This is a genomic window from Thalassospira sp. MCCC 1A02898, from assembly GCF_001618185.1.
Lineage (GTDB): Bacteria > Pseudomonadota > Alphaproteobacteria > Rhodospirillales > Thalassospiraceae > Thalassospira > Thalassospira tepidiphila.
In genome coordinates, this window is record NZ_LPXK01000010.1 from 77,847 (window position 1) to 101,076 (window position 23,230).

General features: G+C 54.7%; 26 protein-coding genes. 11 read left to right on the forward strand and 15 right to left on the reverse strand.

What is annotated here, in order from left to right:
• Positions 1-97: 97 nt before the first annotated feature.
• A complete protein-coding gene (locus tag AUQ41_RS09390) occupies positions 98-1,168 on the forward strand; it encodes an EAL domain-containing protein (RefSeq protein ID WP_063088141.1) in 1,071 nt (356 codons plus the stop codon).
• Between the two features lie 15 nt (positions 1,169-1,183).
• Here the strand turns inward: AUQ41_RS09390 and AUQ41_RS09395 are convergent, their stop codons facing one another.
• Positions 1,184-1,810: a TetR/AcrR family transcriptional regulator gene (locus AUQ41_RS09395; RefSeq protein WP_143588785.1), complete on the reverse strand. Its 627-nt coding sequence runs from the start codon at positions 1,808-1,810 to the stop codon at positions 1,184-1,186.
• A 162-nt stretch (positions 1,811-1,972) separates the two neighbouring features.
• Here AUQ41_RS09395 and AUQ41_RS09400 point away from each other — a divergent pair, with 162 nt between their 5' ends.
• Complete coding sequence (locus AUQ41_RS09400; RefSeq protein WP_063088143.1) at positions 1,973-2,812, forward strand: NAD(P)H-binding protein; 840 nt, start codon at positions 1,973-1,975, stop codon at positions 2,810-2,812.
• Between the two features lie 97 nt (positions 2,813-2,909).
• On the opposite strand, the gene AUQ41_RS09405 is transcribed toward AUQ41_RS09400, so the two are convergent.
• The 6 genes from AUQ41_RS09405 to AUQ41_RS09430 all read right to left on the reverse strand — a co-directional run bounded on the left by AUQ41_RS09405 (position 2,910) and on the right by AUQ41_RS09430 (position 8,114).
• Positions 2,910-3,626: a GntR family transcriptional regulator gene (locus AUQ41_RS09405; RefSeq protein ID WP_008890675.1), complete on the reverse strand. Its 717-nt coding sequence runs from the start codon at positions 3,624-3,626 to the stop codon at positions 2,910-2,912.
• 55 nt (positions 3,627-3,681) lie between these two features.
• Entirely contained in the window at positions 3,682-4,962 is a 1,281-nt protein-coding gene (locus tag AUQ41_RS09410; RefSeq protein WP_063088145.1) for a TRAP transporter large permease, read from the reverse strand.
• A complete protein-coding gene (locus AUQ41_RS09415) occupies positions 4,962-5,414 on the reverse strand; it encodes a TRAP transporter small permease (RefSeq protein WP_232308356.1) in 453 nt (150 codons plus the stop codon). The genes AUQ41_RS09410 and AUQ41_RS09415 overlap by 1 nt, the downstream gene beginning before the upstream one ends.
• A gap of 87 nt (positions 5,415-5,501) precedes the next feature.
• Positions 5,502-6,482: a C4-dicarboxylate TRAP transporter substrate-binding protein gene (locus AUQ41_RS09420; protein ID WP_063088149.1), complete on the reverse strand. Its 981-nt coding sequence runs from the start codon at positions 6,480-6,482 to the stop codon at positions 5,502-5,504.
• Positions 6,483-6,798: 316 nt separating this feature from the next.
• Positions 6,799-7,710 (reverse strand): AraC family transcriptional regulator, encoded by a 912-nt coding sequence (locus AUQ41_RS09425; RefSeq protein ID WP_063088151.1) that lies wholly within the window; start codon positions 7,708-7,710, stop codon positions 6,799-6,801.
• Between the two features lie 131 nt (positions 7,711-7,841).
• Complete coding sequence (locus AUQ41_RS09430) at positions 7,842-8,114, reverse strand: hypothetical protein (protein WP_064782404.1); 273 nt, start codon at positions 8,112-8,114, stop codon at positions 7,842-7,844.
• 160 nt (positions 8,115-8,274) lie between these two features.
• Here AUQ41_RS09430 and AUQ41_RS09435 point away from each other — a divergent pair, with 160 nt between their 5' ends.
• The 8 genes from AUQ41_RS09435 (at position 8,275) to AUQ41_RS09470 (ending at position 16,945) form a co-directional block, all read left to right on the forward strand.
• Entirely contained in the window at positions 8,275-9,174 is a 900-nt protein-coding gene (locus AUQ41_RS09435) for a LysR substrate-binding domain-containing protein (protein ID WP_063088155.1), read from the forward strand.
• 258 nt (positions 9,175-9,432) lie between these two features.
• Positions 9,433-10,629 (forward strand): ABC transporter substrate-binding protein, encoded by a 1,197-nt coding sequence (locus tag AUQ41_RS09440; protein ID WP_063088157.1) that lies wholly within the window; start codon positions 9,433-9,435, stop codon positions 10,627-10,629.
• A gap of 141 nt (positions 10,630-10,770) precedes the next feature.
• Positions 10,771-11,553 carry an ABC transporter ATP-binding protein gene (locus tag AUQ41_RS09445; protein ID WP_063088159.1) on the forward strand — a complete coding sequence of 261 codons (783 nt, stop codon included), beginning with the start codon at positions 10,771-10,773 and terminating at the stop codon, positions 11,551-11,553.
• On the forward strand, positions 11,550-12,257 hold the full coding sequence (locus tag AUQ41_RS09450; protein WP_008890664.1) for an ABC transporter ATP-binding protein: 708 nt from the start codon (positions 11,550-11,552) through the stop codon (positions 12,255-12,257). The genes AUQ41_RS09445 and AUQ41_RS09450 overlap by 4 nt, the downstream gene beginning before the upstream one ends.
• Positions 12,258-12,269: 12 nt before the next feature.
• The gene (locus AUQ41_RS09455) at positions 12,270-13,280 is read left to right on the forward strand and encodes a branched-chain amino acid ABC transporter permease (RefSeq protein WP_063088161.1); all 1,011 of its coding nucleotides are present in this window, start codon (positions 12,270-12,272) and stop codon (positions 13,278-13,280) included.
• A complete protein-coding gene (locus AUQ41_RS09460) occupies positions 13,277-14,608 on the forward strand; it encodes a branched-chain amino acid ABC transporter permease (protein ID WP_063088163.1) in 1,332 nt (443 codons plus the stop codon). The genes AUQ41_RS09455 and AUQ41_RS09460 overlap by 4 nt, the downstream gene beginning before the upstream one ends.
• A 257-nt stretch (positions 14,609-14,865) precedes the next feature.
• The gene (locus AUQ41_RS09465; RefSeq protein ID WP_232308357.1) at positions 14,866-15,777 is read left to right on the forward strand and encodes a DMT family transporter; all 912 of its coding nucleotides are present in this window, start codon (positions 14,866-14,868) and stop codon (positions 15,775-15,777) included.
• Positions 15,778-15,919: 142 nt separating this feature from the next.
• Positions 15,920-16,945, forward strand: coding sequence for a DMT family transporter (locus AUQ41_RS09470; RefSeq protein WP_198155627.1), 1,026 nt, complete (start codon positions 15,920-15,922; stop codon positions 16,943-16,945).
• Positions 16,946-16,959: 14 nt separating this feature from the next.
• On the opposite strand, the gene AUQ41_RS09475 is transcribed toward AUQ41_RS09470, so the two are convergent.
• Positions 16,960-17,418, reverse strand: a complete 459-nt coding sequence (locus AUQ41_RS09475; protein ID WP_063088167.1) for a GNAT family N-acetyltransferase — start codon at positions 17,416-17,418, stop codon at positions 16,960-16,962.
• On the reverse strand, positions 17,415-18,725 hold the full coding sequence (locus AUQ41_RS09480) for a diguanylate cyclase domain-containing protein (RefSeq protein WP_143588784.1): 1,311 nt from the start codon (positions 18,723-18,725) through the stop codon (positions 17,415-17,417). Before AUQ41_RS09480 ends, AUQ41_RS09475 begins: the two co-directional genes overlap by 4 nt.
• A 204-nt stretch (positions 18,726-18,929) precedes the next feature.
• Here AUQ41_RS09480 and AUQ41_RS09485 point away from each other — a divergent pair, with 204 nt between their 5' ends.
• Positions 18,930-20,039, forward strand: a complete 1,110-nt coding sequence (locus tag AUQ41_RS09485) for a hypothetical protein (RefSeq protein WP_063088169.1) — start codon at positions 18,930-18,932, stop codon at positions 20,037-20,039.
• Positions 20,040-20,575: 536 nt separating this feature from the next.
• On the opposite strand, the gene AUQ41_RS09490 is transcribed toward AUQ41_RS09485, so the two are convergent.
• Genes AUQ41_RS09490 through AUQ41_RS09510 form a run of 6 tightly spaced genes read right to left on the reverse strand, consistent with a single transcriptional unit; the run spans position 20,576 to position 23,228 of the window.
• A complete protein-coding gene (locus AUQ41_RS09490) occupies positions 20,576-21,169 on the reverse strand; it encodes a 3TM-type holin (protein ID WP_063088171.1) in 594 nt (197 codons plus the stop codon).
• Entirely contained in the window at positions 21,169-21,642 is a 474-nt protein-coding gene (locus tag AUQ41_RS09495; RefSeq protein ID WP_063088173.1) for a hypothetical protein, read from the reverse strand. Before AUQ41_RS09495 ends, AUQ41_RS09490 begins: the two co-directional genes overlap by 1 nt.
• Positions 21,639-21,809, reverse strand: a complete 171-nt coding sequence (locus AUQ41_RS20695) for a hypothetical protein (protein ID WP_157092643.1) — start codon at positions 21,807-21,809, stop codon at positions 21,639-21,641. Before AUQ41_RS20695 ends, AUQ41_RS09495 begins: the two co-directional genes overlap by 4 nt.
• On the reverse strand, positions 21,806-22,144 hold the full coding sequence (locus tag AUQ41_RS09500; RefSeq protein ID WP_063088175.1) for a phage holin family protein: 339 nt from the start codon (positions 22,142-22,144) through the stop codon (positions 21,806-21,808). Before AUQ41_RS09500 ends, AUQ41_RS20695 begins: the two co-directional genes overlap by 4 nt.
• A gap of 42 nt (positions 22,145-22,186) precedes the next feature.
• The gene (locus AUQ41_RS09505; RefSeq protein WP_232308358.1) at positions 22,187-22,507 is read right to left on the reverse strand and encodes a hypothetical protein; all 321 of its coding nucleotides are present in this window, start codon (positions 22,505-22,507) and stop codon (positions 22,187-22,189) included.
• Between the two features lie 4 nt (positions 22,508-22,511).
• Entirely contained in the window at positions 22,512-23,228 is a 717-nt protein-coding gene (locus AUQ41_RS09510; RefSeq protein ID WP_063088177.1) for a hypothetical protein, read from the reverse strand.
• Positions 23,229-23,230: the final 2 nt, after the last annotated feature.

Genomic DNA, 23,230 nt, shown 5'->3' on the forward strand with positions numbered 1-23,230 from the left:
TTGTCACTGCGCACCATATGTTACAGTATGTTAATCAGAAGAATTGCCGATCAGGAAAAGCCACCGGCACGAATAAGGACCAGACGGGGAGATTGAGGTGACCTATTGTGAAAAATGTGATGCGGTTCCTGAAATCGCACCTGCAAACGGGACACTCTTTCTCTGGCCGCCAGTTGCCCATACCACCGGCAAAATCCTGGCCGGTGCGAAATCAATCGGCATAGAGGTCGAAAAAACACCGTCTGTCGCAACACTATCCATCCATTACACCCGTCCGGGTCTGCGGGCGCTGATTGATGCCATATCAGGCAATCTCCTTCCCGAAGAACTGTCGGACACCAAGGCATTGATCATGCCAGGCGCTCAGCGCCCCGAAATCGACGACATCGCCCAGATTACAAGCCTTGGCGCGATCCGGGCGGCAATCGGAGCAGAATGGCTGGGCGATCTGTTGCGCGACAACCGGTTGAATTCGGTATTCCAGCCGATTTTTGATATCAATGACCTTGGCAAACCCTATGCCCATGAATGCCTTGTCCGCGGTGAAAGCGCGACCGGCGATGTGATCAATCCGGGCCAGCTTTTTGATGCGGCCCAGTCCGCGACCTTGCTGTTTCAGCTTGATCGCGCAGCACGTGCGGCCAATGTCCGCAATGCGCACAAGGCAGGTGTGAAAGGCAATCTGTTTATCAACTTCACTCCCAGCTCGATCTATGATCCGGATTCTTGCCTGCGTTCGACCATCGAGGTCGTCGAGGAGTGCAATCTTGATCGCAGCAATGTTGTGTTCGAGGTTATTGAAACCGAAAAGGTCCGTAGCACGGCACATCTGAGCGCCATTCTTCAGTCTTATCGTGATTCGGGTTTCCGGGTTGCACTCGATGATGTCGGATCCGGCTATTCGACGCTGAACATGTTGCCGGAACTGCGTCCCGATATCATCAAGATCGACCGTGAACTGGTCGATCACGTCGATCATGACAAATTCAAACAGGCAATTGTCAGCAAGCTGATCGCGCTGGCCAAGCAGCTTGATATCGAAGTCATCGCCGAAGGCATCGAGCGCCAGGAAGAACTCGATTTCCTGCGTGATCACGATGTCGACTATGTGCAGGGCTTCCTTCTTGGCCGCCCTGCCCCAGCACCCTTTACCGCCAAGGCAGGCTAACCACGCCCAAATGGCCTAAACCCGGGCCATATCAGCCAGTTCGCGACCGACCATCCGCTTGTAACTTGCCACGATCTCGCGGCCCTCACTGCGCGGGACAGCGATGGCAAGGCGCATGGTGGCTTCGCCGGAATACATGATCAGCAAACACCGTGCGGCGATTGTTTTGAAATCACCATCATTGTCGCGCACCCGCAAGATCGCCTTGGCCAATTGCTCCGCATTTGTCCGGCTCACTTCCATTTCCATGTCGCGCAGCGTCTTGTCGGCTTGCGTTCCGGTCCAGATATCGCAAATCACCGGTTCGGCCAAGAACAGCTCGTAATAGGTGTCAATCAACCGGTCAAAGGCTTGAAGCAAGGCATCAGGCGAGTTTACCTCTGCAAGTGCCTCTTCGATGCAATGCAGGGATTCGGCATTATAGCGATCGGCAAGCGCATGAATGATCGACGCCTTATCAGGGAAATACTGATAGAGCGATCCGATAGAAATCCCCGCCTTTTCCGCGACTTCCCCCATCTTGACGGCATCACTGCCTTTGGCTGAAATCAGCTCACAAGCGACTTTCAGGATGGTGTCGACCCGTTCGCGGCTTCTTTTTTGGGTCGGCGCACGGCGCATTTTTTTCACGTTATCAGACAACGCGTTAGATCCTTTATCCTCGAAATATCCTGGCATCGTGGCCCGGGTTTCACAGGCTTGTGATGGGTCAAAGCTCTTGACGATCAAAATATGAGGATTTATCACATTTGGCAAATGTGAGGATTCCTCACATTTTGAAAAACCCATTCAGGAGCCAATTTGATGCCAACCAATCCCCGCTTTCTTGTTCTTGGTGCGACGGCGAAAACCGGCCGCCGCGTTGCCGAAAAACTCATTGCCCTTGGTCATGATGTGCGCGCTGTTTCACGCAGCACGACACCCGCCTTTGACTGGACCGATCCGACAACCTGGGATGATGCCCTGCGTGATCGCGATGCGGTCTATGTCACGTTCCAGCCCGATCTTGCCGTTCCGGGATCAGATGACATTATCGCAAGCTTTGCCAAACGCGCGCTGATGCATGGTGCAAAACGCATTGTGATGCTATCTGGCCGCGGTGAAGAAGCCGCCCATCGCGCTGAAGACGCCCTGCGCCATTCCGGGGCGGATGCCACGGTGCTGCGTGCCAACTGGTTTTTCCAGAATTTCAACGAAGACCTGTTCCTGCCCTATATCCAGCAAGGCACCCTCGCCCTGCCTGCGGGTGACACGCCCGAACCGTTTGTTGATGCCAATGACATTGCCGAATGCGCGGTTGCCTGCCTGCTCGATAACAGCCATATCGGCAAGACCTATGAGCTTTCCGGGCCGAGTGCTGTCACGTTTGCCGATGTGACTGAGATGATTTCCAGTGTTGCCAACCACCCGGTCAATTTCGTTGCCATCACCGTTGATGACTTGGATGCAGGACTTGAAGCAGACGGCATGCCCGACGAAGTCCGTGACCTGATCCGCTATCTGTTTTCCGAAGTCCTTGATGGCCGCAACAGCCAACCGACCAGCGATGTATATGAAATTCTCGGCCGTCAGCCCAACAGCCTGCGCAACTTCGTCGAAGAAGCCGCGAAAACCGGTATCTGGGATGTAACCAAACGCGCCTGATACAATACAAACGGCGCGCAGCAATCATGCAGCGCGCCGTTTGATTTATTTAATGCCTGTTTGCCGGAAGGCCCTATTCGCCATCGCCAAGCAAAGATCAGGAAAACAGTGTTTTGTTTTCTTCGATGATCTGAGGAAGACGTTCCATGGTGCCTGAAAGATGTTTGCGCATTTCCAAGCTTGCCAATGCACCATCACCGGACTGGACGGCATCAATGATCGCCTTGTGACCTTCAAGCACCGAGACCATTTTGCCCGCACGTGGCAGATCAAGGGTTCGCACCCGCGCCAGATGACCACTGCGTGCGGTGATCTGCAAATGCAGGTTTGACTGATTGACCCCGTTAAACAAAGCGGCGTGGAAGGTTTCATCAAGTTGCTTGAACAAGTCGATCTGTTCGATATCGCCAACCAGTGCTTCCTGCATTTTGACAATGCCCTTGGCCTTGACGACGGCTGGGGAGTCCTTGGCCTCGGCCAATTGGCGGACGACCTCGCACTCCGCAGCGACCCTTAGAAAGTGTTCCTCGCGGATGCGGGCGACGTCGATCTTGGTCACAACGGTACGCGATTGCGGATAGGACACCACCAGACCATCTTGCTCCAGGCGCAAAATGGCTTCTCGTACGGGGGATTGGCTGACATTGAAGCTTTCAGCCAATTCCGCCCGGACAAGCGTGGTTTCCGGAAGCAGGGACAGAGAAACAATCTGGTTACGGACTTCTTCATAGACCAGCGCAGATGCCGGAACATGCATGCTGGTTTTCACCGATCCGTCATGCATCGAAATCAGTCCGCCCGTTGATGTGTTCATGTTTTTGTGTCTCCCTGGCATTTGCCTACATGCCCCTGTTGGACTGAAATTGTCATTACATCAATGTATTGGGCAACAGCAATGTCAAAGCGGGTATTGCTGCCAGCAGAACGAAGAACAGCGCCATGGCAACAAAGAACGGAATGGACGCACGTGTGTATTCCCCGGTCTTAACACCCAAAATGCCGCAGACCGTAAACATGATCACGCCGACTGGCGGCGTCAAACCGCCAAAATTGATCAGGGTGACAATCAGAATGCCCATATGGACCGGATCATAACCGGCACTGACCAGAACCGGCATGACGATCGGGGTGACCAGAAGGATATTGGCCGCACCTTCAAGGAACATGCCACTAACCACCAGCACCCCGACAACCAAGATCAGGATCGCGGTCCTGTTTTCGGTCAGCGTGGTGACAAATTCAGTAATCTGTTGCGGCGCGCGTTCAATCGTCATGGCATAGCCAAGCACTGCTGCCATGATGATCAGCAACATCACCATGCCAAGATCAGAGATCGACCCAAAGATGGCTTCCTTCAGCCGGGCAAAGTTCAGCTCGCGATAGACGAACAACCCGACGGCGAGCGAATAGAACACCAGAAACGCCCCGGCCTCTGTCGCGGTAAAGATACCAAAGCGGAACCCGACAATCAGGATAACCGGAAAGGCCAAAGCCCAGATGCTTTCAAAGAAGCTGGCTGTCAGTTCCTTGGCCTTGGGAAGTTCCGGCAGATCCGGCGTATAGCCGTTTTTGCGCGCAACCAGCCAGGATGTGATCATCAAAACGATGGTCAGAAAAATGCCCGGCAACACACCGGCCAGGAACAACCGCCCGATGGAAACTTCGTTGACAAAGCCAAACAGGATCAAGCCGATGCTGGGCGGGATGGTTGCAGTAATGATCGACCCAAAGGCCAGAACCGCCGCCGTATTCGCCTTGGAATAGCCTTTCTTGATCATGCTGGGGCCCAGCAGGCGGGCCTCCATCGAGGCATCGGCCACGGCTGATCCCGAAATACCCCCCATCATGAAACTCAGCACAATTGAAACCTGTGCCAGACCGCCTGCCATCCAGCCGGTCAGAAGACTTGCAAACTTAACAAGGCGATGGGTGATCCCCGTCACGTTCATCAAATTGCCTGCCAGAATAAAGAACGGCACGGCCAGAAGCGGGAAGCTTTGTGTCGCGGTGACCATTTTCTGGATCACGACCGTGGGTGGCATAGCCCCCGTCATGACAAAGACCGGAATGGACGCAAGGCCAAGCGCAAAGGCAACCGGCATCCCGCAGACGAGGAAGACTGTGAATAAACCTGCAATCAACAACAGCATCAGTTGATCTCCCTGTTGCGAATGCGTCGAATAAGTTGGGCAACCATGGTTCGGATCATCAACAGAATGCCGATAACCATCGAAGCATGGATATAAGAAGCATTAATTTGTGCGGCCCCGACCAGGCGCGGATGCATCAAAATCATGTTTGTCCACGCATAGTTCAGAAGGAACGCAAGAAATCCGATAATCACCAGAATATTGATGATTTCCACCCATGCGCTTGCCCGTTTGGACAGGATTTCACGCAATATCTGAAGACCGAAATGCCGGTCTTCCTGCATGGCAATGTCGGCAGCCAACATGCAAAGCCAGGCAAAGATCAGTTGCGCCATCTCGACTGACCAGATGATCGGCGATCCCATGGCGCGCGCCACAGAGGCCACCGCCACAAGAATGACCACAGCGACAAGCAATATGCCGCCACAGGCAAACTCAATCCGCTTGAGCATCAATTCAATTTCCATTGTGAAGTTTGAAGTGCGTTGCCCGGTGTAAAAGCAACGCACTTTCGCTAGGCTACCAGAAGGCTTGTGGTCTTAGCGACCAAGAACCTTGTTAACAACAGCGGCTTCTGCTTCGAGTTCGAGCATCTGGTAAACCGGTTTGACGGCTTCCTTGAACGGAGCCAGATCAACTTCGCTGACCTCAACGCCACTTGCAGCAACGTCTTCAAGCGCCTTTTCACCGAGCTCGATGGTCAGGGCCGAGGCATAGCGACCATTTTCCACCGCCAGATCACGAACGATTTTCTGGTTTTCTGGCGAAATTTCGTCCCAGGCTTCGGCACCGACAACCAGGGCGGTCACAAGCTGGATATGGCCGGTTTTGGTGACGTTCTTGATCACTTCATAAAGCTTGGCGTTCCAGATCGCGGTCGGCTGTGCTTCGGCGGCGTCAATGGTGCCAAGCTGAAGGGCACTGTAGACTTCGCCCCAGGCAATCGGGGTCGGTTCTGCACCCATCGCACGGATGGTTTCAATCCAGACCGGTGCACCGATGGTGCGCATACGAACACCCGAAAGGTCGGCCGGGCTTGAGATCGGCTTCTGCGTCAGGGCATGGCGCGCGCCCTGATACCAGTTCGAGGCAATCATCACGAGACCGGATTTTTCGCGCAGTTCTTCACCCCAGGAAATGTATTCATCCGAAAGGGCAAATTTGTCAGCCTGCTCATAGGTATCAAACAGGAACGGTGCCGACATGATCGCAAGCGACGGCACAAAGCTCGACAAACGGGCGACATCGGTCACGGTGCCGACAGCGGCACCCGCACGGGCCTGATCGATCATTTCAGTGGTGTCACCAAGCTGCGAGTTGTGGAAAATCTCGATCTCCACATCGCCGTTGGTTGCCTTTTCCACGTCCGTTTTGAACTTTTCAAGTCCCTGTCCCATCGGATCATTCGGGGCCAGAACGGTCCCGATCCGAAGGGTTGTTGCCGCGTTTGCCGGCATTACTGCGGCCAGTGCGCCCGCGACGACTGCACACAGTCCGAGTGATTTCATAGTGAGTTTCATTAGAGACATCCTCCCGATGGATTGGCTTTTACCAAAATTGATATTTTAGTTGCTTTGAAATTCTAGGTATCTCGCCTCTATCTTGTCAACGAATTTCTCAAGCCTGTAAATTTGTTTATTTTCAATAACTTGAATAAACATCGCCCCTCGCCACCGGGCAACTTGTCAGTGACCGGGCAATGATCGCCGCAGACAAACGCGCCTGAAAACACACCAATCAGACACCGTGCTCAGCGGGCGCGTTCAGAGCCAGAGACAGCAAAAAGCCGCCTGATCAGATGGTTTGATCCGGCGGCCAACAGAAAGACGGGGGATGTTATTGGGAAATGCTGCGATATTTCGCAGGTGTCAGCCCGGTAAAGCGGCTAAACCGCGTGGTCAGATGGGCCTGACTGGAAAATCCGGTTTCAAGTGCGATTTCGGCAACCGGGGCATTGCCATCACGCAGCAAATGCATTGCGCGTTCGATCCGGCGGCGCAGAACGAATTGGTGCGGTGCCTCGCCCACGGTTTTGCGGAACATGCGGGCAAAGTGATAGGCCGACAAATCAGCAACCTCTGCCAGCTCTTCAATCGTTAGCGGCTGATCAAGGTTGGCATCGACAAAATCAAATACCCGGCGTTTGATCATAGGTGACAACCCACCGCGGACCTTGAAACCAAGATCACGGCGCGTCGAATAACTGCGCAGCATATGGCCCATCAAAAGCTGCCCGGCATTCGACATTGCCATCCGATCGGCGGGCACATCCCAATCAAGCGGCAGCATCGCCTGCCGCACAGTCTGTTCGATCAGCGGATCAAGGAAAAACGTCTTTTCCGGAACTTCAACCGCATTAGGTTCAATGTCAAAGGCCTCGACCACAGCACGTTCCCAGGCGGCATGCGGAATATAAACGTGAAACAGCTCCACCTCGCCATGCACCAGCCAGTCCGATGTCAGATAGGCCGGCATCAAACAACACCGACCGGGACCACCGCCACTCATCGGGTCTGCGCCGATCTTGCGCTGAATGCCAGTACCGCCATTGACATAGAGGCTGATGGTGTGGTGATCGGGATCGGTATAGCGGGTCAGGACGTCTGCCTTGCGCTGCCAGTGGGCCGCCGAGATGCTTTCGCCGAAGTCGCCCGCGCGCAAAAGGTTTGCATCCCCAATCAATTGATTGAAGACTTCAAACTTCTGATAGCGCCCGTTGGGCTGAAAGGCTGATGCGGTCTCTGCCATTTTCTGTTCCTGACATTAAGACCACATCATCGCATTGTGTTTAGGATTTGCAAAGCAACGCGCATGCAACCCTGACCTGTTTTGCGCAAGAATGTGAAAACGCCGCCTGTCCGCGCACGGGTCTTCTAATGTCAATGATCCTTGCGCGACGGGGATGGCCAATTCAGAACCAGTCCCGACAGAACATCCCCCGGTTCGGTGATGTAGGTGCCATGATTGCGTCGGCTTTCATGCAGTTCCGCCGCACTTAAATGAGATTTGTTGGGTGCGGTGGGGACAGCACGCGAAGATTTGGCGACGATGGCCTTCTGGATCGCGCGTTCATTTTGCCAGGCTTCGATGGCGGCACGCAGGTGACCGACAAGGCCCAGCGGGGCATGTTCGAAAGATGTGATCGCTTTCATGATGAGAATCTCCAATCTGTGTTTATTCAAGCTTGAGGATTCCTCATTGATTAATCAAACGAGAAGATCTAATCTTATCTATTAGAAAAACTCACAGCATAAGTTTCGCGCTATTGTTGCGAAACGCACCAATCGCGTTCCTTTTGCCAAGAGGCCGATCATGAATTCCCCGACAAGCGTTGTTCATAACCTTGATCTCGATCTTGCCAGAACGTTTGTCGCAATCTGCGAGACCGGCAATTTTTCACGCGCAGCCGAAAAGGTTCATCGCAGTGCGTCGGCGATCAGCCTTCAGGTCAAAAAGCTTGAAACCATGGTCGGGCGGGAATTGTTCAAACGAGAAACCCGCAAGGTCACCATGACCGAGGATGGCGAGGTTTTGCTGGGTTATGCACGGCGTTTGCTTAAACTCAATGACGAGGCAATGTCGCATTTCCATGCCCCGGAATTTGCCGGCACCGTGCGGCTTGGTGTGCCCAATGACACCGGCATTGTCGCCATTCCCGAAATCCTCAAACGGTTTGCGCAAACCCACCCGCATGTTGATATCGACGTCAATCTGGGTCCGACCCGCACCCTGCGTCAGGCCATCCATAAAGGCGATCTTGATATCGCAGTCTTCAGTTTTGATGCGGAGCTTGATCGCCAACCGCCGATCCACGCCGAACCGCTGGTCTGGCTGGGCGCGCGTCATGGCAGTGCGATTGACAAACGCCCCCTGCCGGTATCGATGGCCGAACCAGGTTGTTACTGGCGAACCATGGCGCTTAAGGCGCTTGATGATGCGGGGGTAAATTACCGCATCGCCTATACCAGCGAGTTTTGCCAGGCACAGATTGCCGCCGTGCGCGCCGATCTGGCGATTGCGCCACTTCCGATCAGTGTCATTTCAGATGATCTTGTGCATCTTGGCCCGTCGCACGGCCTGCCGGAAATCGGTGAATATCGCATGACCCTTGCCAAGCGTGATGGTCATGGCGCGGTCGAGGAGGCATTGGCCGAACATGTCATCGCCGGGTTCCGCAAGATTTCCGAACGCGGCATGCGGGTGTTTGCCTAATCACCCGGCCATCAAAGCCCCCCTGTTGTGCCCCATATACGGCGCTCATTGCCCGCCGTGACATCACGAAACTCACGCAATCACAGGTGTGAACTCAGCCACATCTGCGTCCGTCCGTTTGGTCGCGAAACCTGCCGCCACCCGCCCCATATGCAAGAGCGATTTTGTAACTTAAAGTTAAGAAACTGGAAACGCGTTGTGTTTTCTGTATACTGCCCCACGAATATAAAGGCCCAATAAAACAGGGAAGGCTACACTATGGGAAAACTCTCTACCCTCCTCTTCTCGGCAGCCCTTTCGACGGCTGTCGTCGCAGGCGCATCTGCACAGGAACAGGTAAAGATCGGCATGCTGCAAGGCTTCACCGGCCCGACGGAATCACTCGTCAAGCCGATGGCACTTGGCGGCGAATTGGCCATTAAGGAAGTTTCCGACAGCGGCCTGCTGCTTGGCGGGCGTGAAGTTGTTTCGGTACGCGGTGACAGTACCTGTATCGACGCAGCAGCAGCCACCGCGGCGGCTGATCGTCTTGTGACGTCTGATGGCGTTCACGGCATTAACGGTGCGACCTGCTCTGGCGCGACCACGGCCATCCTGAACAACGTTGTCCGCGCAAACGGCATCGTTATGATTTCGCCGTCGGCAACCTCGCCGGCGCTGACCGAAATCGAAGATGACGGTTACTTCTTCCGTACCGCACCGTCGGACGCACGTCAGGGCCAGATCATCGCTGAAATCCTTGATCGTCGCGGCATCAAATCGGCTGCGCTGACCTACACCAACAACGACTATGGCAAGGGTCTTGCTGACGCCATTCAGGCGGCATACGAAGCAAAAGGCGGCAAAATCACCGCCGTTGCAGCCCATGAAGACGGCAAAGCCGACTATTCTGCTGAAATCGGCACCCTGGCATCTGCCGGTGGTGAAGTTCTGATTGTTGCCGGTTACCTTGACCAAGGCGGCAAAGGCATCATCCAGGCATCGCTTGATACCGGTGCGTTCGACAAGTTCGTCCTGCCGGACGGCATGGTTGGTGAAGCGCTGACCGATAACTTCGGTGATATGCTTGATGGCTCGATCGGCACCAACCCGGGTACTGACAGCCCGGGTGCGTCCATGCTGGCCGAACTGGCATCAGGCAAGGGCTTCAAGGGTGATGACCCGTATGTCCCGGAAGCATATGACGCATCTGCCCTGCTTCTGCTGGCCATGCAGTCGGCTGGTTCGACGGACAGTGCTGTCTACAAAGACCACATCCTGAAAGTCGCCAATGCACCGGGTGAGAAAATCTATCCGGGTGAACTGGCCAAGGCGCTTCAGATCCTCGCTGATGGTGGTGACATCGACTATGTCGGTGGTACCGCGCTCGAACTGATCGAGCCGGGCGAGTCCGCTGGTAGCTTCCGTGAAACGGAAATCAAGGGCGGCAAGTGGGAAACGGAGATGTACCACTAAGCCGATCATCCTTTGATCGCTAAGGACGCTGGAACTGTCAGAGACTTCGGTTTCTGGCAGTTCCTCTATTACCGGGCCGTCACCGCAATATTTGGTTGATCTCCCCGGTACAGAACGCATGACAAGGGTCAAAAACTCCCAATGATACGGGTCGAAAACATCGCCAAGAATTTCGGCGGCATTCAGGCAGTCGATGGCGTATCGCTATCCATTGAAAAAGGTTCCATCACCGGCCTGATCGGGCCGAATGGTGCCGGTAAAACAACATTGTTCAATATTATTGCGGGCGTCTTTCCGCCGTCTTCGGGGAAAATCTTCCTGGATGACGAAGACGTAACCCACCTTGAACCGCACGAACTTTTCCACAAGGGCCTTTTGCGAACCTTCCAGATTGCGCACGAATTCTCGACATTGAGTGTGCTGGACAATCTGATGGTGGTTCCGGGCAACCAGCCGGGCGAACAATTGCGCCATAGCTGGTTTAACTATTCCCGCGTCAAAGAAATCGAAGCCCAAAATTACGAGCGCGCGCTTGAGGTGATCGATTTCCTTGAGATTGACCATATCAAGCATGAGCTGGCGGGCAATCTTTCCGGCGGGCAGAAAAAACTGCTCGAACTGGGCCGCACCATGATGGTCGAACCCAAGATCGTCTTTCTTGATGAAGTGGGTGCCGGTGTGAACCGTACGCTGCTCAATACCATTGCGACCTCGATCAAGCGCCTCAATGAAGAGCGCGGCTATACCTTCTGTCTGATCGAACATGACATGGATTTCATTGCCAGCCTGTGTGATCCCGTGATCGTCATGGCCGAGGGCAAGGTCCTGACCCAGGGTACGATCGAAGAGGTCAAGAATAACGAGGAGGTCATCGAGGCCTATCTCGGCACAGGTCGCAAGCATGAACGGAAGGTGCCGTCATGAGTTTCTTAAGCGCAACCGGGATGACCGGCGGCTATGGCGGCAGTGATATCCTTCATGACTGCACGATTACCGTTGAAAAGGGCGAGATCGCCGTTGTCGTCGGCCCCAACGGTGCCGGTAAATCAACCGCGATGAAGGCAGTGTTCGGCATGCTGAACCTGCGTGAAGGATCGGTGGTTCTGGATGGCAAGGATATTACCAACCTTGCCCCGCAAGAACGCGTGCCAGAGGGCATGGGCTTTGTGCCCCAGAACCGCAACGTCTTCGTTTCGATGACGGTCGAGGAAAACCTCGATATGGGGGCCTTCATCCGCAAGGACGACAAGATCGAGGAAACCAAGCAACAGATTTTCGATCTGTTCCCGATCCTTGGCGAAAAACGCAATCAGCCCGCAGGCGAGCTTTCCGGCGGTCAACGCCAGCAAGTGGCAGTTGGCAGGGCACTTATGACCCAGCCAAAGCTGCTTATGCTTGATGAGCCGACCGCGGGGGTTTCGCCCATCGTGATGGATGAATTGTTCGACAAGATCGTCGAAGTCGCCAGAACCGGCGTCGCCATTCTGATGGTTGAACAAAATGCCCGTCAGGCGCTTGAGATCGCCGATCATGGTTTTGTCCTGGTGCAGGGACGCAACCGGTTCACCGATACGGGCGAAGCCCTTCTCGCCAACGAAGAAGTTCGCCGCTCCTTCCTGGGCGGCTAAGTGGGGACTTGAATGGAAATTCTTAACGCACTCGCGCTGTTTACCAATTTTGTGGTCGTTCCGGCGACTGCCTATGGTGCACAGCTCGCCCTTGGGGCGCTTGGCGTCACACTTATTTTCGGCATCCTGCGCTTTGCGAACTTTGCGCATGGCGAGTTGATGTCATTTGGCACCATGATCACGATTTTGGTCACCTGGTTCCTGCAAAATATGGGCGTTTCTATCGACCCCTTCCCGACCGCCCTTCTGGCGTTGCCGATTGGGGTATTGGCCGCCATCAGCATGGCGCTTGTCATGGATCGGATGGTGTTCCGGTTTTATCGCAAGCAGCGCTCAAACCCGATTGTCTTTGCCATTGTATCGGTCGGCGTGATGTTCCTGATCGCGGGTATTATCCGTATCGTCATCGGCCCGGCCGATCAAAGCTTTGCCGATGGCGAACGTTTTATCATTGGCGCGATTGATTCACGCCGCGCCTTGGGCCTTGATGAAGGTATTGCGATAAAGCAAAGCCAGTTGATCACGGTTGTTGTCACCGCCATTGTCGTTGCCTGGCTGTTCTGGTTCTTGCAGAAAACCCGATCGGGCAAGGCCATGCGTGCCTATTCCGATGACGAGGATTTGGCACTGCTGTCGGGGATCAACCCGGAACGTGTGGTGATGATCTGCTGGGTTATCGCCGCGGCACTGGCGGCCATCGCCGGCACGCTGTATGGCCTTGATAAGACCTACAAGCCATTCATCTTCTTGCAGATCCTGCTTCCGATCTTTGCCGCCACCATTCTGGGCGGTATCGGGCAACCGGTCGGCGCGATTTTGGGCGCGTTCATTGTGGCCTTCTCCGAAGTGACCGTGACCTATGCCTTCAAGAAGTTCCTGACCTATCTCGGCCCGACGGATTGGGCGCCAGACGGGCTCGTGCAACTTCTGTCGACGGACTACAAGTTTGCAGTCTCCTTCATCATTCTGGTCGCGGTTCTTCTGATCCGGCCAACCGGTATTATTCGTGGGAAAGTGATATGACGAAGAGAGTTGCGCTCCTATATGGCCTGATGTGCCTGGTGTTGATCGCGATCGGCTTTCTTCAAAGCTGGAACGTCGCCTTTGGCATCTTCAATCTTTGTGTGATTTCTGCGGTGATGGCGCTCGGCGTCAATATGCAGTGGGGCTATGCCGGCCTGTTTAATGTCGGTGTGATGGGCTTTACAGCACTTGGTGGCCTGACCGCCGTTCTGGTCTCGATGCCGCCTGTGGGCGAAGCTTGGGCCGTTGCCGGTGGGGATATTGCCCTGTCCTTGCTGAGCCTTGCTGCGACCATTGTTGCAGTCATTTACGCCCGCCGCTTTGTTCACCCGGCATTGAAGCTTCCGGTCACGCTTGTTCTTTTGCTGGCGGGTTATTTCCTGATTGGTGTGTTCTTTGGTCCGGCGACCGATGCGATTGAAAGCATCGACCCGGCACTGAGCGGTTATCTTGGCGGTGCGGGCTTGCCCGTGCTTGTTGCGTGGCCGCTGGCCGGTTTGGTGGCCGCTGGTGGCGGTTGGCTGATCGGGCGGATCGCGCTTGGCCTGCGGGCGGATTATCTGGCGATTGCCACCCTTGGCATTTCCGAGATCATCATTGCGATCATCAAGTACGAAGAATGGCTGTCGCGCGGGGTTAAAAACGTCACCGGCATACCACGCCCGGTGCCCTATGAAGTCGACCTGATCGAAAGCGAATGGTTCATCAGCCTGGCCAACTTCTTTGGCGCAGCCGAGATTTCCGATGCCGCCAGCCTGTTTGTCAAACTGTGCTATGCGGTGCTGTTTGTCATCGTGCTGGCAATCATCATGTGGTTTGCCGAACGCGCCTTGAAGTCGCCGTGGGGCCGGATGATGCGCGCCATTCGTGACAACCGCGATGCGGCGGCCGCGATGGGCAAGGACGTCAAACGCCGCCACCTTCAGACCTTTGTTCTGGGCTGTGCGGTGTGCGGGATTGCCGGTGCGATGCTGACCACCCTTGATGGTCAGTTAACACCAACCAGCTACATCCCGCTGCGCTACACCTTCCTGATCTGGGTGATGGTGATCCTCGGTGGTTCCGGCAACAACTGGGGCTCTATCCTCGGTGGCTTTATCATCTGGTTCCTCTGGGTTGAGGCAGAGCCGTTTGGCAACTGGTTCATGTCAACGATCACCGCCCCGCTTGGCGAAGGATCGGAGCTTGCCCAGCACCTCGTCGCCGGTGCGGCCTATATGCGTTACCTGATGATGGGAGCGATCCTTTTGATCGTCATGCGGTTTGCGCCAAAGGGGCTGATCCCCGAGGCCACCAACCGATCAACAGCAATGACGCGGTCTTCCTGACCTAATATTCAAAAGCGGGGCGGATACAATGCAGTATCCGCCCCGTTTTTTTATGCGTCGAACCCTCCGCAAAATCCGAAAATACCGCAAGAACGTGAAAGCCACGCGAGGCTGACTGTGGCCTATTATTGGTTTGCGGATATGCCCCTGAGTATTCGTTCCCTGATTGGTCCCCGCGCGCCACCAACCCGCGTGACCAGATATGCGTCACCCCTCGTGCCACCACTGCCTTTGCACGTGCTGTTTTGAAAGCCCCGATGATGACAGCCCTTTTATTCGTGATTGTCACAGCCTGCTGGGGATTTACCTGGTATGCGATCAAACTTCAGATCGGACCAATCCCGGTCGAAATCTCGATCTTCTATCGCTTTGCACTGGCGGCGGTCGTTTTGTGCGGCTTCCTGTTCCTATCGCGCAAATGGCGTCCTGTACCATGGCACGCACATCCGTGGATCGTGCTTTTGGGCTGCGGGCTGTTTGGTATCAACTTTATCCTGATGTATTCGGCGACCGGCTATATTGCCAGCGGCATTGTCGCGGTGATTTTCACCACCTCGACCATTTTCAATGCACTGGGCAACTGGGCCTTTTATGGCAACCGGCCGGGCTTACGTTTTGTCTTTGGTGCCGCATTCGGGCTTGCTGGTATCGCCTGTCTGTTTGCCAATCAGATCTATGCCCTGTCGCACAACGCCAATGCGATCACCGGCATGCTGCTTGCGCTTGGCGGTACGGCGGTGTTTAGCTGCGGCAACATGGTATCGGTCAAACTCAACCGCATGGGCATTCCCAACCGTGATGCGGTGGCGCGTGGCATGATCTATGGCACGGTGTTGCTATTTATCTTTGCCATGTTCCGCGGCCAGACCCCGGTCATGCCGACCGACCCGATCTATATCGGTGGCTTGCTGTATCTCGCCATTCCGGGCTCAGTCGTGGCGTTTATCGCCTATCTCGCACTGGTCAACCGGGTCGGTGCCGGGCGTGCGGCCTATGTCACCGTGCTGTTCCCGGTGGTCGCCCTTACCGTCTCGACCTTCCTTGAAGGCTATGTCTGGACCCCGATTGGCGCAACCGGGCTTGCGATGGTGTTGCTTGGCAACATCACCATCTTTGCGCGGCTTCCGAAATTCATTGGTATGAGGAATAAAACCCTCGCGGCGGAATAGGACACCTGATTGTCTGATGATTAAAACGGGGCCGCTTGGCCCCCGTTTTTCTTGATCCCACCTTCAGGTCCGAAACTGGCGAGCAACAACATTTTGATCCGCCTAATCTTCGTTGGTCACCAACAGATCGACGGAGCCCGCGATGCTGCCCCATGAAAACACCACACGTTTGATATCGCTTGATATGGAACTGTCTTCCCGCCCGAAACATCGCGGTATTGATGGCCCAAGAAACCTCTCTACCGCAGGTGGCTTACAGCCCAAACAACCGCCCACCCAACCAATGGACCGCGTCAGCTGGTTGATGCTGATCTCACTGTCGGTCCTGTGGGGCGGATCGTTTTTCTTTACCGAGATCGCGCTTGTCGATCTGCCGCCCCTGACGCTTGTGCTGTGCCGGGTGTCGATTGCGACCATGGTTCTGTGGTGGGTAGTGTTGCTGCGCGATATCGCGATCCCGCGTGATCCGAAATTCTGGGCGGGCGTTGCCGTGATGGGCGGGCTTAACAACCTGATACCGTTTTGCCTGATTGTCTGGAGCCAGACTCAAATCACCAGCAGCCTTGCCGCGATCCTGAATGCCACCACACCACTTTTCACCCTGCTGATTGCCCATATCGCAACAGACAGCGAAAAGCTCACCTTGCGTAAAGCCATCGGTGTTCTGATCGGGTTTGGCGGCGTGATTGTGATTTTCGGCCTACCAACATCTACCAACACGATGGGCCTGCTTGCGCCGGGTGCCGTTCTGCTTGCCGCGTTCAGTTATGGCTGTGCCGGAGTGTTTGGCAGACGTTTTGCCACCACCCCGCCGATCCTGACGGCGGCCGGCATGACAAGTGCATCAAGCCTGATGCTCCTGCCGCTTTCGATCCTGATTGATCAGCCCTGGCACCTGCCGGTTCCTACCACCAGCACCATCCTTGCCGTGCTGGGTTTTGCAACGCTGAGCACGGCGCTGGCCTATATCCTTTACTTCGCCATCCTCAAACGCGCCGGGGCAAGCAACCTGCTGCTTGTCACCTTCCTGATCCCGGTCAGTGCGATTTTGCTAGGGGTCGGCTTTCTGGGCGAAGTGCTTTTGGCGCAACACATGATAGGGATGGTCGTGATTGGTGCTGGACTGGTGGTGATTGATGGGCGACTGGTGCGAAGGAAGAGCGGATAGCAGCCACTCAGTCCTCAATCCGCGAGCATCTGCTCATAAACCACCCAGTCTGAGGCGTTAGCGATCTGGTCATAAAGCCTGCGGGCGGTCGCGTTGTCGTCTGCGGTGATCCATGTCAGTTTGAACCAGCCGCGATCACGGGCGATATCGCAAAGCTTTGTCATCAGGGCCTGAGCAACCCCAGCGCCGCGGGCCGTGGGGGTGACAAAAAGGTCGTCGAGATGGCCGAACCAGCTACCGGTCAGGGTTTCCGGCACTGCACGATATTGGGCAAGGCCGACAACCTGCCCTTCCTTGACGGCCAACAAGCATTCCATGGGGCCGTTAGGATCAATGATCCAGCCCCAGGTGGTATCGAGTGCTGTTTCAGAAACCCCACAGCCATAAAACACCATATAGTCGCGAAAGAGACCTTCCCAGGCATCGCGGTCATCGCGGGTGGCGGGGCGTATTTCGATGTTACCTTTCCTCAATCTGCCATCTCCCAACCGATGTGATAAAGGTTCGTGCCCTCTGCCTTGGCGCCATACATCGCCTGATCGGCGATATGGATCAGGGTATCAAGTGTTCTGGCATGTTCGGGATAAATCGCGATACCGAGGCTGGCGCCGACGCGATAGCTGCCCTCGCCCAATTCCATAGGCTCGGCGATTGCACCAAGAATTTTGTCGGCAATACCATGGACCTCGGCATCGGCTTCAAGGTCCTCGAGAATGACGGTAAATTCATCCCCACCGATACGGGCGACGGTATCGGACGCCCGAACGGAGTTGATTAAACGCTGACCAGTATTGATCAGAATGCGGTCACCCGCAACATGACCAAGCCCATCATTGATCTGCTTGAAGCCATCCAGATCAATAAACACCACCGCAACCAGCTTTTTGTAGCGCTTGGCGCGGTCCATTGCCTTGCGCAGCCGGTCCTCGAAGATGATCCGGTTGGGCAAGCGGGTCAGCGGGTCATGGAAGGCAAGGTCACGGATTTGATCGGTTTCGGCGCGTTCCTCGGTAATGTCGCGCACAACCCCCATCATTTTGACGGTTGCACCGGCCTCGTTCTTGGTGACATTGCCGGTTTCACGCAGCCAGCGGATGGTGCCATCCGGCCAAACCACCCTGTATTCTTCGTCATGGTTTTCGCCGGTTTCAATGCAACGGATTTCACCTGCGCGCACGCGTTCCTTGTCATCGGGATGCACGGCGTCACAAAACAGGGAATAGGTCGGCGTCACCTCGCCCGGCTTATAGCCAAACATGCCATAAATCGCGTCAGACCAGTAAAGCTCGTCGGTATCAATGCGCCAGTCCCAGGTCCCGATACGCGCGAAATACTGGCTTTGCTTGAAGCGTTGCTCTTCCTCGGTGGCACCCGGCCGGATACGCGAGAGATCGCGCACGATCAGCACGGTTTCACTCCGGTCACTCAGCGCCAAAAGCGTCACCGTAACCGGAAAAATCGAACCGTCCGCGCGCACGGCGTCGGCCCGGTATTCGATTTGCGGCAATGCGTCGCCAGCGCCGGGAAAGCCCCTTAGCAGGTCGGCGAGTTTCCGACCCGAAACCTCGCGGCCAAACGTCGCTTTGGCGGCTGCGTTGAGACACTTAACAGAACCATCCGCACCAAGCGTCACGACACCGTCGGAAATCATCGCCATCACGGCATCAGACAGGTCCTGGCGCGCAGTTTCCCGCCTGTGCAGACGGGCAGCATAGCCCCCCGCAACAACGGTAATGACGGCGAGAGATAGGGAAATAAACAAATAAACGGCGTCAGGCATCGGTGGGCGTGGGCTTCCCAAACAGAGGGGTTTCTCAGAATATAGCTATACGTCGGTAGAATGAAAAGCTAGCAGAACGATGAGACTATTGTTTCTCGCCAATTTGCGGCTGGTTGGCACAGACTAGAACTTTAAGTTTTTCATTATCTGATGTTTAATAACCTATAGATGAAACATCTGACGACGTAACTTACGGAGTTCTTCTTGGAAGTGAACGATGATGACCTTCTTAATCGTCAATTTTGGACAAAAGACCCCCTCAAATTGGATGGCTTAATCGACCATCTGCCAACTAGCAGCGAAATTCCAATTATTGAATACCAGTATGATCTGCGGCAGTCAGACCCTGAGAAAAGTACATTCGTCAAATGTGTGCATTGCAAAGTTAGCCAGCCCAACCACTCCAAAGGGTTTGTACTTAAATTGCCAAGTACAGGTGAGCGTTTTCTAATCGGCCATCACTGCGGTAAAAAACACTATTCGGCGAATTTTGAACAGGTTAGCCGAGATTTTACTGAACAAATGAAACGAAGTCTCCAACTAGGTCGGTTAAAGAGAGTCCAAGCAGGGTTTGCAGAGTTTCTCGAGTATCTTGATACCTTAGTTGAAAGTGAATTGTTCACTATCTATGACGATCTACACATAGGACTGATAGACAAGTTTCCCGATTTGCAGCGCTATTTGGCACAGTCCTCAGGAGAACTAACCATTCCCAAACAGATCCGGGATATAGCTCGAGAAGAACGAGAAGCTTCAAACTATGAAGACGAAAAGGAAGAATGGGATAATCTTACGACGACAGAACAGAAAAGAAGGCGGCGAGAAGGCATTCGACCTCCTAAACCTAAAAAATATTATGTCACTCAAAATCTGGTTGTTGGTCGGTTCAGCGGTCAAGAGTTTGTTGTACGGCAGCAACCAATCAAGGATGAACTTGCTCTAATCTCAGATCACCTCAAGAGTGCATACGTTGAACTTGATGAAGTTCAAACACACAGCCTCACAACTCAGCAATTACGTAGCAAACTAAACGGGATAGAAGCCTTAACTAACAATATCCGGGGCTTGATCAACAAAACAAATGCGATGAACGCATTCTTTCAGCCTGCCAACCTAAAAGCTATTGCGAACTGGGCAAACCAGTATCCTGAGTTCAAAGAGAGCTATTCAGCATCTGGAAAAAGTCTCGTTTGCGAAGACAACCGATACGGTGGACAAAAATACGTTATTGCTTTTTCGAGCCAAACTATTGAGCCTTTGGACTTGGCAGGTTTGGATGAATTTATTGAGATTTCAAGGCTCGGAACGGACTGATTCTAATTAAACCCGACGCTTTATCATACCCTAGCTCTCTCCCGCTCCTTTAATTGGTAGCGAAGGAGGGAATTGTAAAAACCAGCCTTTGGGCTGTTTTTTATCCTTGGGCAGCGCCCGGCGGACCGTTAAGCGTTTCGCGCAACGTCTCTCGAAAGCTGAGTGCCTCGCTTTCTCGCGAACCCACGGGGGCAAGCCCGATCCAAGGATACAAATGAAATAAGCCCTGCATCAGGGATGCAGGGCTTATTTAATTGGTAGCCGAGGAGCGAAACCACCAATACAGTGCAGAAAATACCACTGTGAAAATCGGATGCTAACCCTTGACTTTCTGCCGTTCTTGGATAACTAAAAGAACATAACAGGAACAATTCAGGCAAAAAATATATGGGTCATGATTGGGATGGCTATATCAGCATCCTTGAGGCCGCACGGATGAATGATCATTGCCGTATCTATTGCGCGAACTATCGTTGCGACCATCCCCACCCTTGCGACCCGACAGGGGCCTGCAAGGATGGGTGCCGGTTGGTGGGTTAGGTGGCTGGCTTTGGCTTGCGGAACATGCCGCCGATGCCCTGTGCCATCTTCGACAACGCCGACATGCCAGCCGGGCTTGGTTCTACCCCCGCCTGCTTTTCACCGGAACGGCGATAGACATAAACACCAAGAACCGCAAGCCCGACTGACCAGATGGTCGAAAGGCTGACCATGGCCGTGATCACTTCTGCGGCAAATTCCGGGGTGTTGATGATGGTCCAGGCAACAGCCCCCATCTGCAACCCCCATGTGATCGCCATGATATATCCAAAGGTCGGGCGCATGCGTCGGACATACCAGTCTTCGGATTTTACCTCTGTCTGGATTGTCTGGTTTATGGTCGCCAGCCGTTCATTCTCGGCTCGGTACATCTCGATCGCGCGATCACCGGCCCTTGCCTGAAACTCAAGCAACTTCGCCGGGTCCGCCTCAAGCGCCGCAACGATATCATCCTCGGCATCAAGCCCTGTGACCTGACGGCCAACTTCAAGGGCTGCGTTCATGACCTTGCTGGACGTGCTGTCATCGGATGTGAACAGATCAATCAAGGCTGGTGCAAGACCGATCAGGGCAGGAAGAAAACCTGGCATCACGCACCCCCGATATAGCGTTCATAGTTCTCGACAAATTCCTGTTCGGTGCCTTTGCCGTGAACCGTGTTGTAGTACCGCTTCCAATAGACCGCCATGCCGCGCACGTCATCGGCCTTGGGCAGCGGTTCGGCCCGGCGCAGGTAATGCACCCGGCACATCAGCGCCGCATAGGCCAGATTGACGGTCAGGTTTTCGGCCTTGTCGATCGCACCGATCAGCCAAGCATCCACAGTCCCGCGCAGGTCATCGCGATATGACAGATAGTTGTCATAGATATCGTCAAGGGTGCGTGGCTCCATCTGAAAGATGCCGCGTGCCGGGCCGCCTTTAAGCTGGACCAGATATTTGCCACAGCAGCTTTCCTGTGCAGCCGTGCCAAGCACGAGGTTTTCCGCCGCCTGCGACCACACCCCTGCTTCCTTAAGCACAGGGCGGATGACAGCAAGGCGCAATTGTGATGCGTCAATCATCGTATCCACCCCATGGAAAGCGCCGCCCAAACCACGACATAGCCAACGATGGCCCCGATGATAGTCAGCGCGATGACAAGCCACATGGCCGGACCGGCCAGCATGGCGATGCCGCCAAACAAAGTACCGCCGATCACCATGGCGATGATGTGAAGGATAATCATCATTTCGGTGTTCCCTTCGCGTAGTGCGCCAGCAGCCGGTCAAGTATCGCTTGGCTGCCACTTGGTCCCAGCCACGAACAAATGCCGATGCAGGCAACCGTTTGGCTGCCCTCAAGCGCGAAATAACTGGCAACGCCAGAACCAACCGCTGCGCACATAACGGCCATCGGGACTTCCCACAGAAGATCCCACGACCAAAACCGGCGCTGACCCAGCCGCACAAGGCGCTGATGCCAAAGCATCCGCACCAGCACCGCAAAGGAAAACAGCAGACCGTTGGTCTTGATCAGGTCCACAAGCGATTCAATCGAAAATGACGGCGGCAGGTTCTCTTGCATCTCACCCCCTGATGCAGGAATTGGCAGTTCACCAGCGGGACATCAGGCCCCCGGCCCCTTTAGCTTTTCTTCAAGTTCCTGCCACGCCTCCCCGCTTGCCACGAGGCAACTTGGGCCGGACGGATAGGTAAACAGGATGGTCCAGGTTTGGCCATCGGGGGCTTTAAGCACCTCGATCACGCCACCATTGGACGTCACCCCGACCGCAACCGGTTCCTCGGAATATTTGGCCGAAAGACCATCGATCACCTTTTGCCGATCGCCGCACACGGGTGCCGCGCCTGCCCCGGGCATGAGGGGCAACAGCAACAAAAAAAGGATCGCAGCCCGTGCGATCCCGTAACAAAGCTTGACCTTGTTCATGGCCCTATTCCCCCTCCGGTTCCGGTGGCGGTGACCAGTATTGATCATCCTGATAATCCGCCGGAATCGGGTCCATCGCGATCAGGGCAAAGTAACTTTGCCAGATCGCCTGCCGCCCCTGCGAGACACGCACGCCGGTTCGAACGATATCCATCCATTCCAAGGGCGTTACCTCAACCGGGCCGGTGTTGGTAACGATCTTGATTGGCGTTGTGTCGGAAAGCTGGAGCTGTGCGACAGCCAGCGGCATGACTTCCATCATCCAGGCCGCCATGTCCTTTTCATCGGTGCCGATGGTGTGAACACCGCGCCCATCGCCGAAATCATAATCGAATGATGCGGCGGCAAGACGGCGGTTTCGTTCGGTTTCGACGATCGCCTGTGTCGGCGATGGGGAAACCCATTGCGACCCATCCCATGCCTCGCCAGATGAAGATGGAACCAGTTCGGTATAATCGGAACCGATAGCGCCCAGCCAATCCACAATGACCTTGGACGCATCCGACTTTCGATAAACGGTTTGTCCGCGATTATCTTCGACCGAAGACCATGAACCGGATGACGGATCAAAGACCCGGACACCGCCATCAGGCACCGAACCGACTGCAACAGTCGTCGCGTTCGCTGGCAAAAGATACTTCCCGGGTTCCTTGGGGTTTTCGCGGGCGGGAGACGTTCGGATATGCTCTTTTGTAACCGGGTGATAGTGATAAATTTCCATGT

Excerpts from the sequence above, each read along its gene's own strand:
- AUQ41_RS09430 (WP_064782404.1), bottom strand. The coding sequence starts at position 8,114 with ATGAAAGCGATCACATCTTTCGAACATGCCCCGCTGGGCCTTGTCGGT.
- AUQ41_RS09425 (WP_063088151.1), bottom strand. The coding sequence starts at position 7,710 with ATGGCAGAGACCGCATCAGCCTTTCAGCCCAACGGGCGCTATCAGAAG.
- AUQ41_RS09465 (WP_232308357.1), top strand. The coding sequence starts at position 14,866 with ATGATGACAGCCCTTTTATTCGTGATTGTCACAGCCTGCTGGGGATTT.
- AUQ41_RS09495 (WP_063088173.1), bottom strand. The coding sequence starts at position 21,642 with ATGATTGACGCATCACAATTGCGCCTTGCTGTCATCCGCCCTGTGCTT.
- AUQ41_RS09405 (WP_008890675.1), bottom strand. The coding sequence starts at position 3,626 with ATGAACACATCAACGGGCGGACTGATTTCGATGCATGACGGATCGGTG.
- AUQ41_RS09505 (WP_232308358.1), bottom strand. The coding sequence starts at position 22,507 with ATGAACAAGGTCAAGCTTTGTTACGGGATCGCACGGGCTGCGATCCTT.
- AUQ41_RS09510 (WP_063088177.1), bottom strand. The coding sequence starts at position 23,228 with ATGGAAATTTATCACTATCACCCGGTTACAAAAGAGCATATCCGAACG.
- AUQ41_RS09445 (WP_063088159.1), top strand. The coding sequence starts at position 10,771 with ATGATACGGGTCGAAAACATCGCCAAGAATTTCGGCGGCATTCAGGCA.
- AUQ41_RS09455 (WP_063088161.1), top strand. The coding sequence starts at position 12,270 with ATGGAAATTCTTAACGCACTCGCGCTGTTTACCAATTTTGTGGTCGTT.
- AUQ41_RS09400 (WP_063088143.1), top strand. The coding sequence starts at position 1,973 with ATGCCAACCAATCCCCGCTTTCTTGTTCTTGGTGCGACGGCGAAAACC.
- AUQ41_RS09410 (WP_063088145.1), bottom strand. The coding sequence starts at position 4,962 with ATGCTGTTGTTGATTGCAGGTTTATTCACAGTCTTCCTCGTCTGCGGG.
- AUQ41_RS09415 (WP_232308356.1), bottom strand. The coding sequence starts at position 5,414 with ATGCTCAAGCGGATTGAGTTTGCCTGTGGCGGCATATTGCTTGTCGCT.
- AUQ41_RS09460 (WP_063088163.1), top strand. The coding sequence starts at position 13,277 with ATGACGAAGAGAGTTGCGCTCCTATATGGCCTGATGTGCCTGGTGTTG.
- AUQ41_RS09420 (WP_063088149.1), bottom strand. The coding sequence starts at position 6,482 with ATGAAACTCACTATGAAATCACTCGGACTGTGTGCAGTCGTCGCGGGC.
- AUQ41_RS20695 (WP_157092643.1), bottom strand. The coding sequence starts at position 21,809 with ATGATGATTATCCTTCACATCATCGCCATGGTGATCGGCGGTACTTTG.
- AUQ41_RS09470 (WP_198155627.1), top strand. The coding sequence starts at position 15,920 with ATGCTGCCCCATGAAAACACCACACGTTTGATATCGCTTGATATGGAA.
- AUQ41_RS09490 (WP_063088171.1), bottom strand. The coding sequence starts at position 21,169 with ATGCCAGGTTTTCTTCCTGCCCTGATCGGTCTTGCACCAGCCTTGATT.
- AUQ41_RS09435 (WP_063088155.1), top strand. The coding sequence starts at position 8,275 with ATGAATTCCCCGACAAGCGTTGTTCATAACCTTGATCTCGATCTTGCC.
- AUQ41_RS09480 (WP_143588784.1), bottom strand. The coding sequence starts at position 18,725 with ATGCCTGACGCCGTTTATTTGTTTATTTCCCTATCTCTCGCCGTCATT.
- AUQ41_RS09500 (WP_063088175.1), bottom strand. The coding sequence starts at position 22,144 with ATGCAAGAGAACCTGCCGCCGTCATTTTCGATTGAATCGCTTGTGGAC.
- AUQ41_RS09440 (WP_063088157.1), top strand. The coding sequence starts at position 9,433 with ATGGGAAAACTCTCTACCCTCCTCTTCTCGGCAGCCCTTTCGACGGCT.
- AUQ41_RS09450 (WP_008890664.1), top strand. The coding sequence starts at position 11,550 with ATGAGTTTCTTAAGCGCAACCGGGATGACCGGCGGCTATGGCGGCAGT.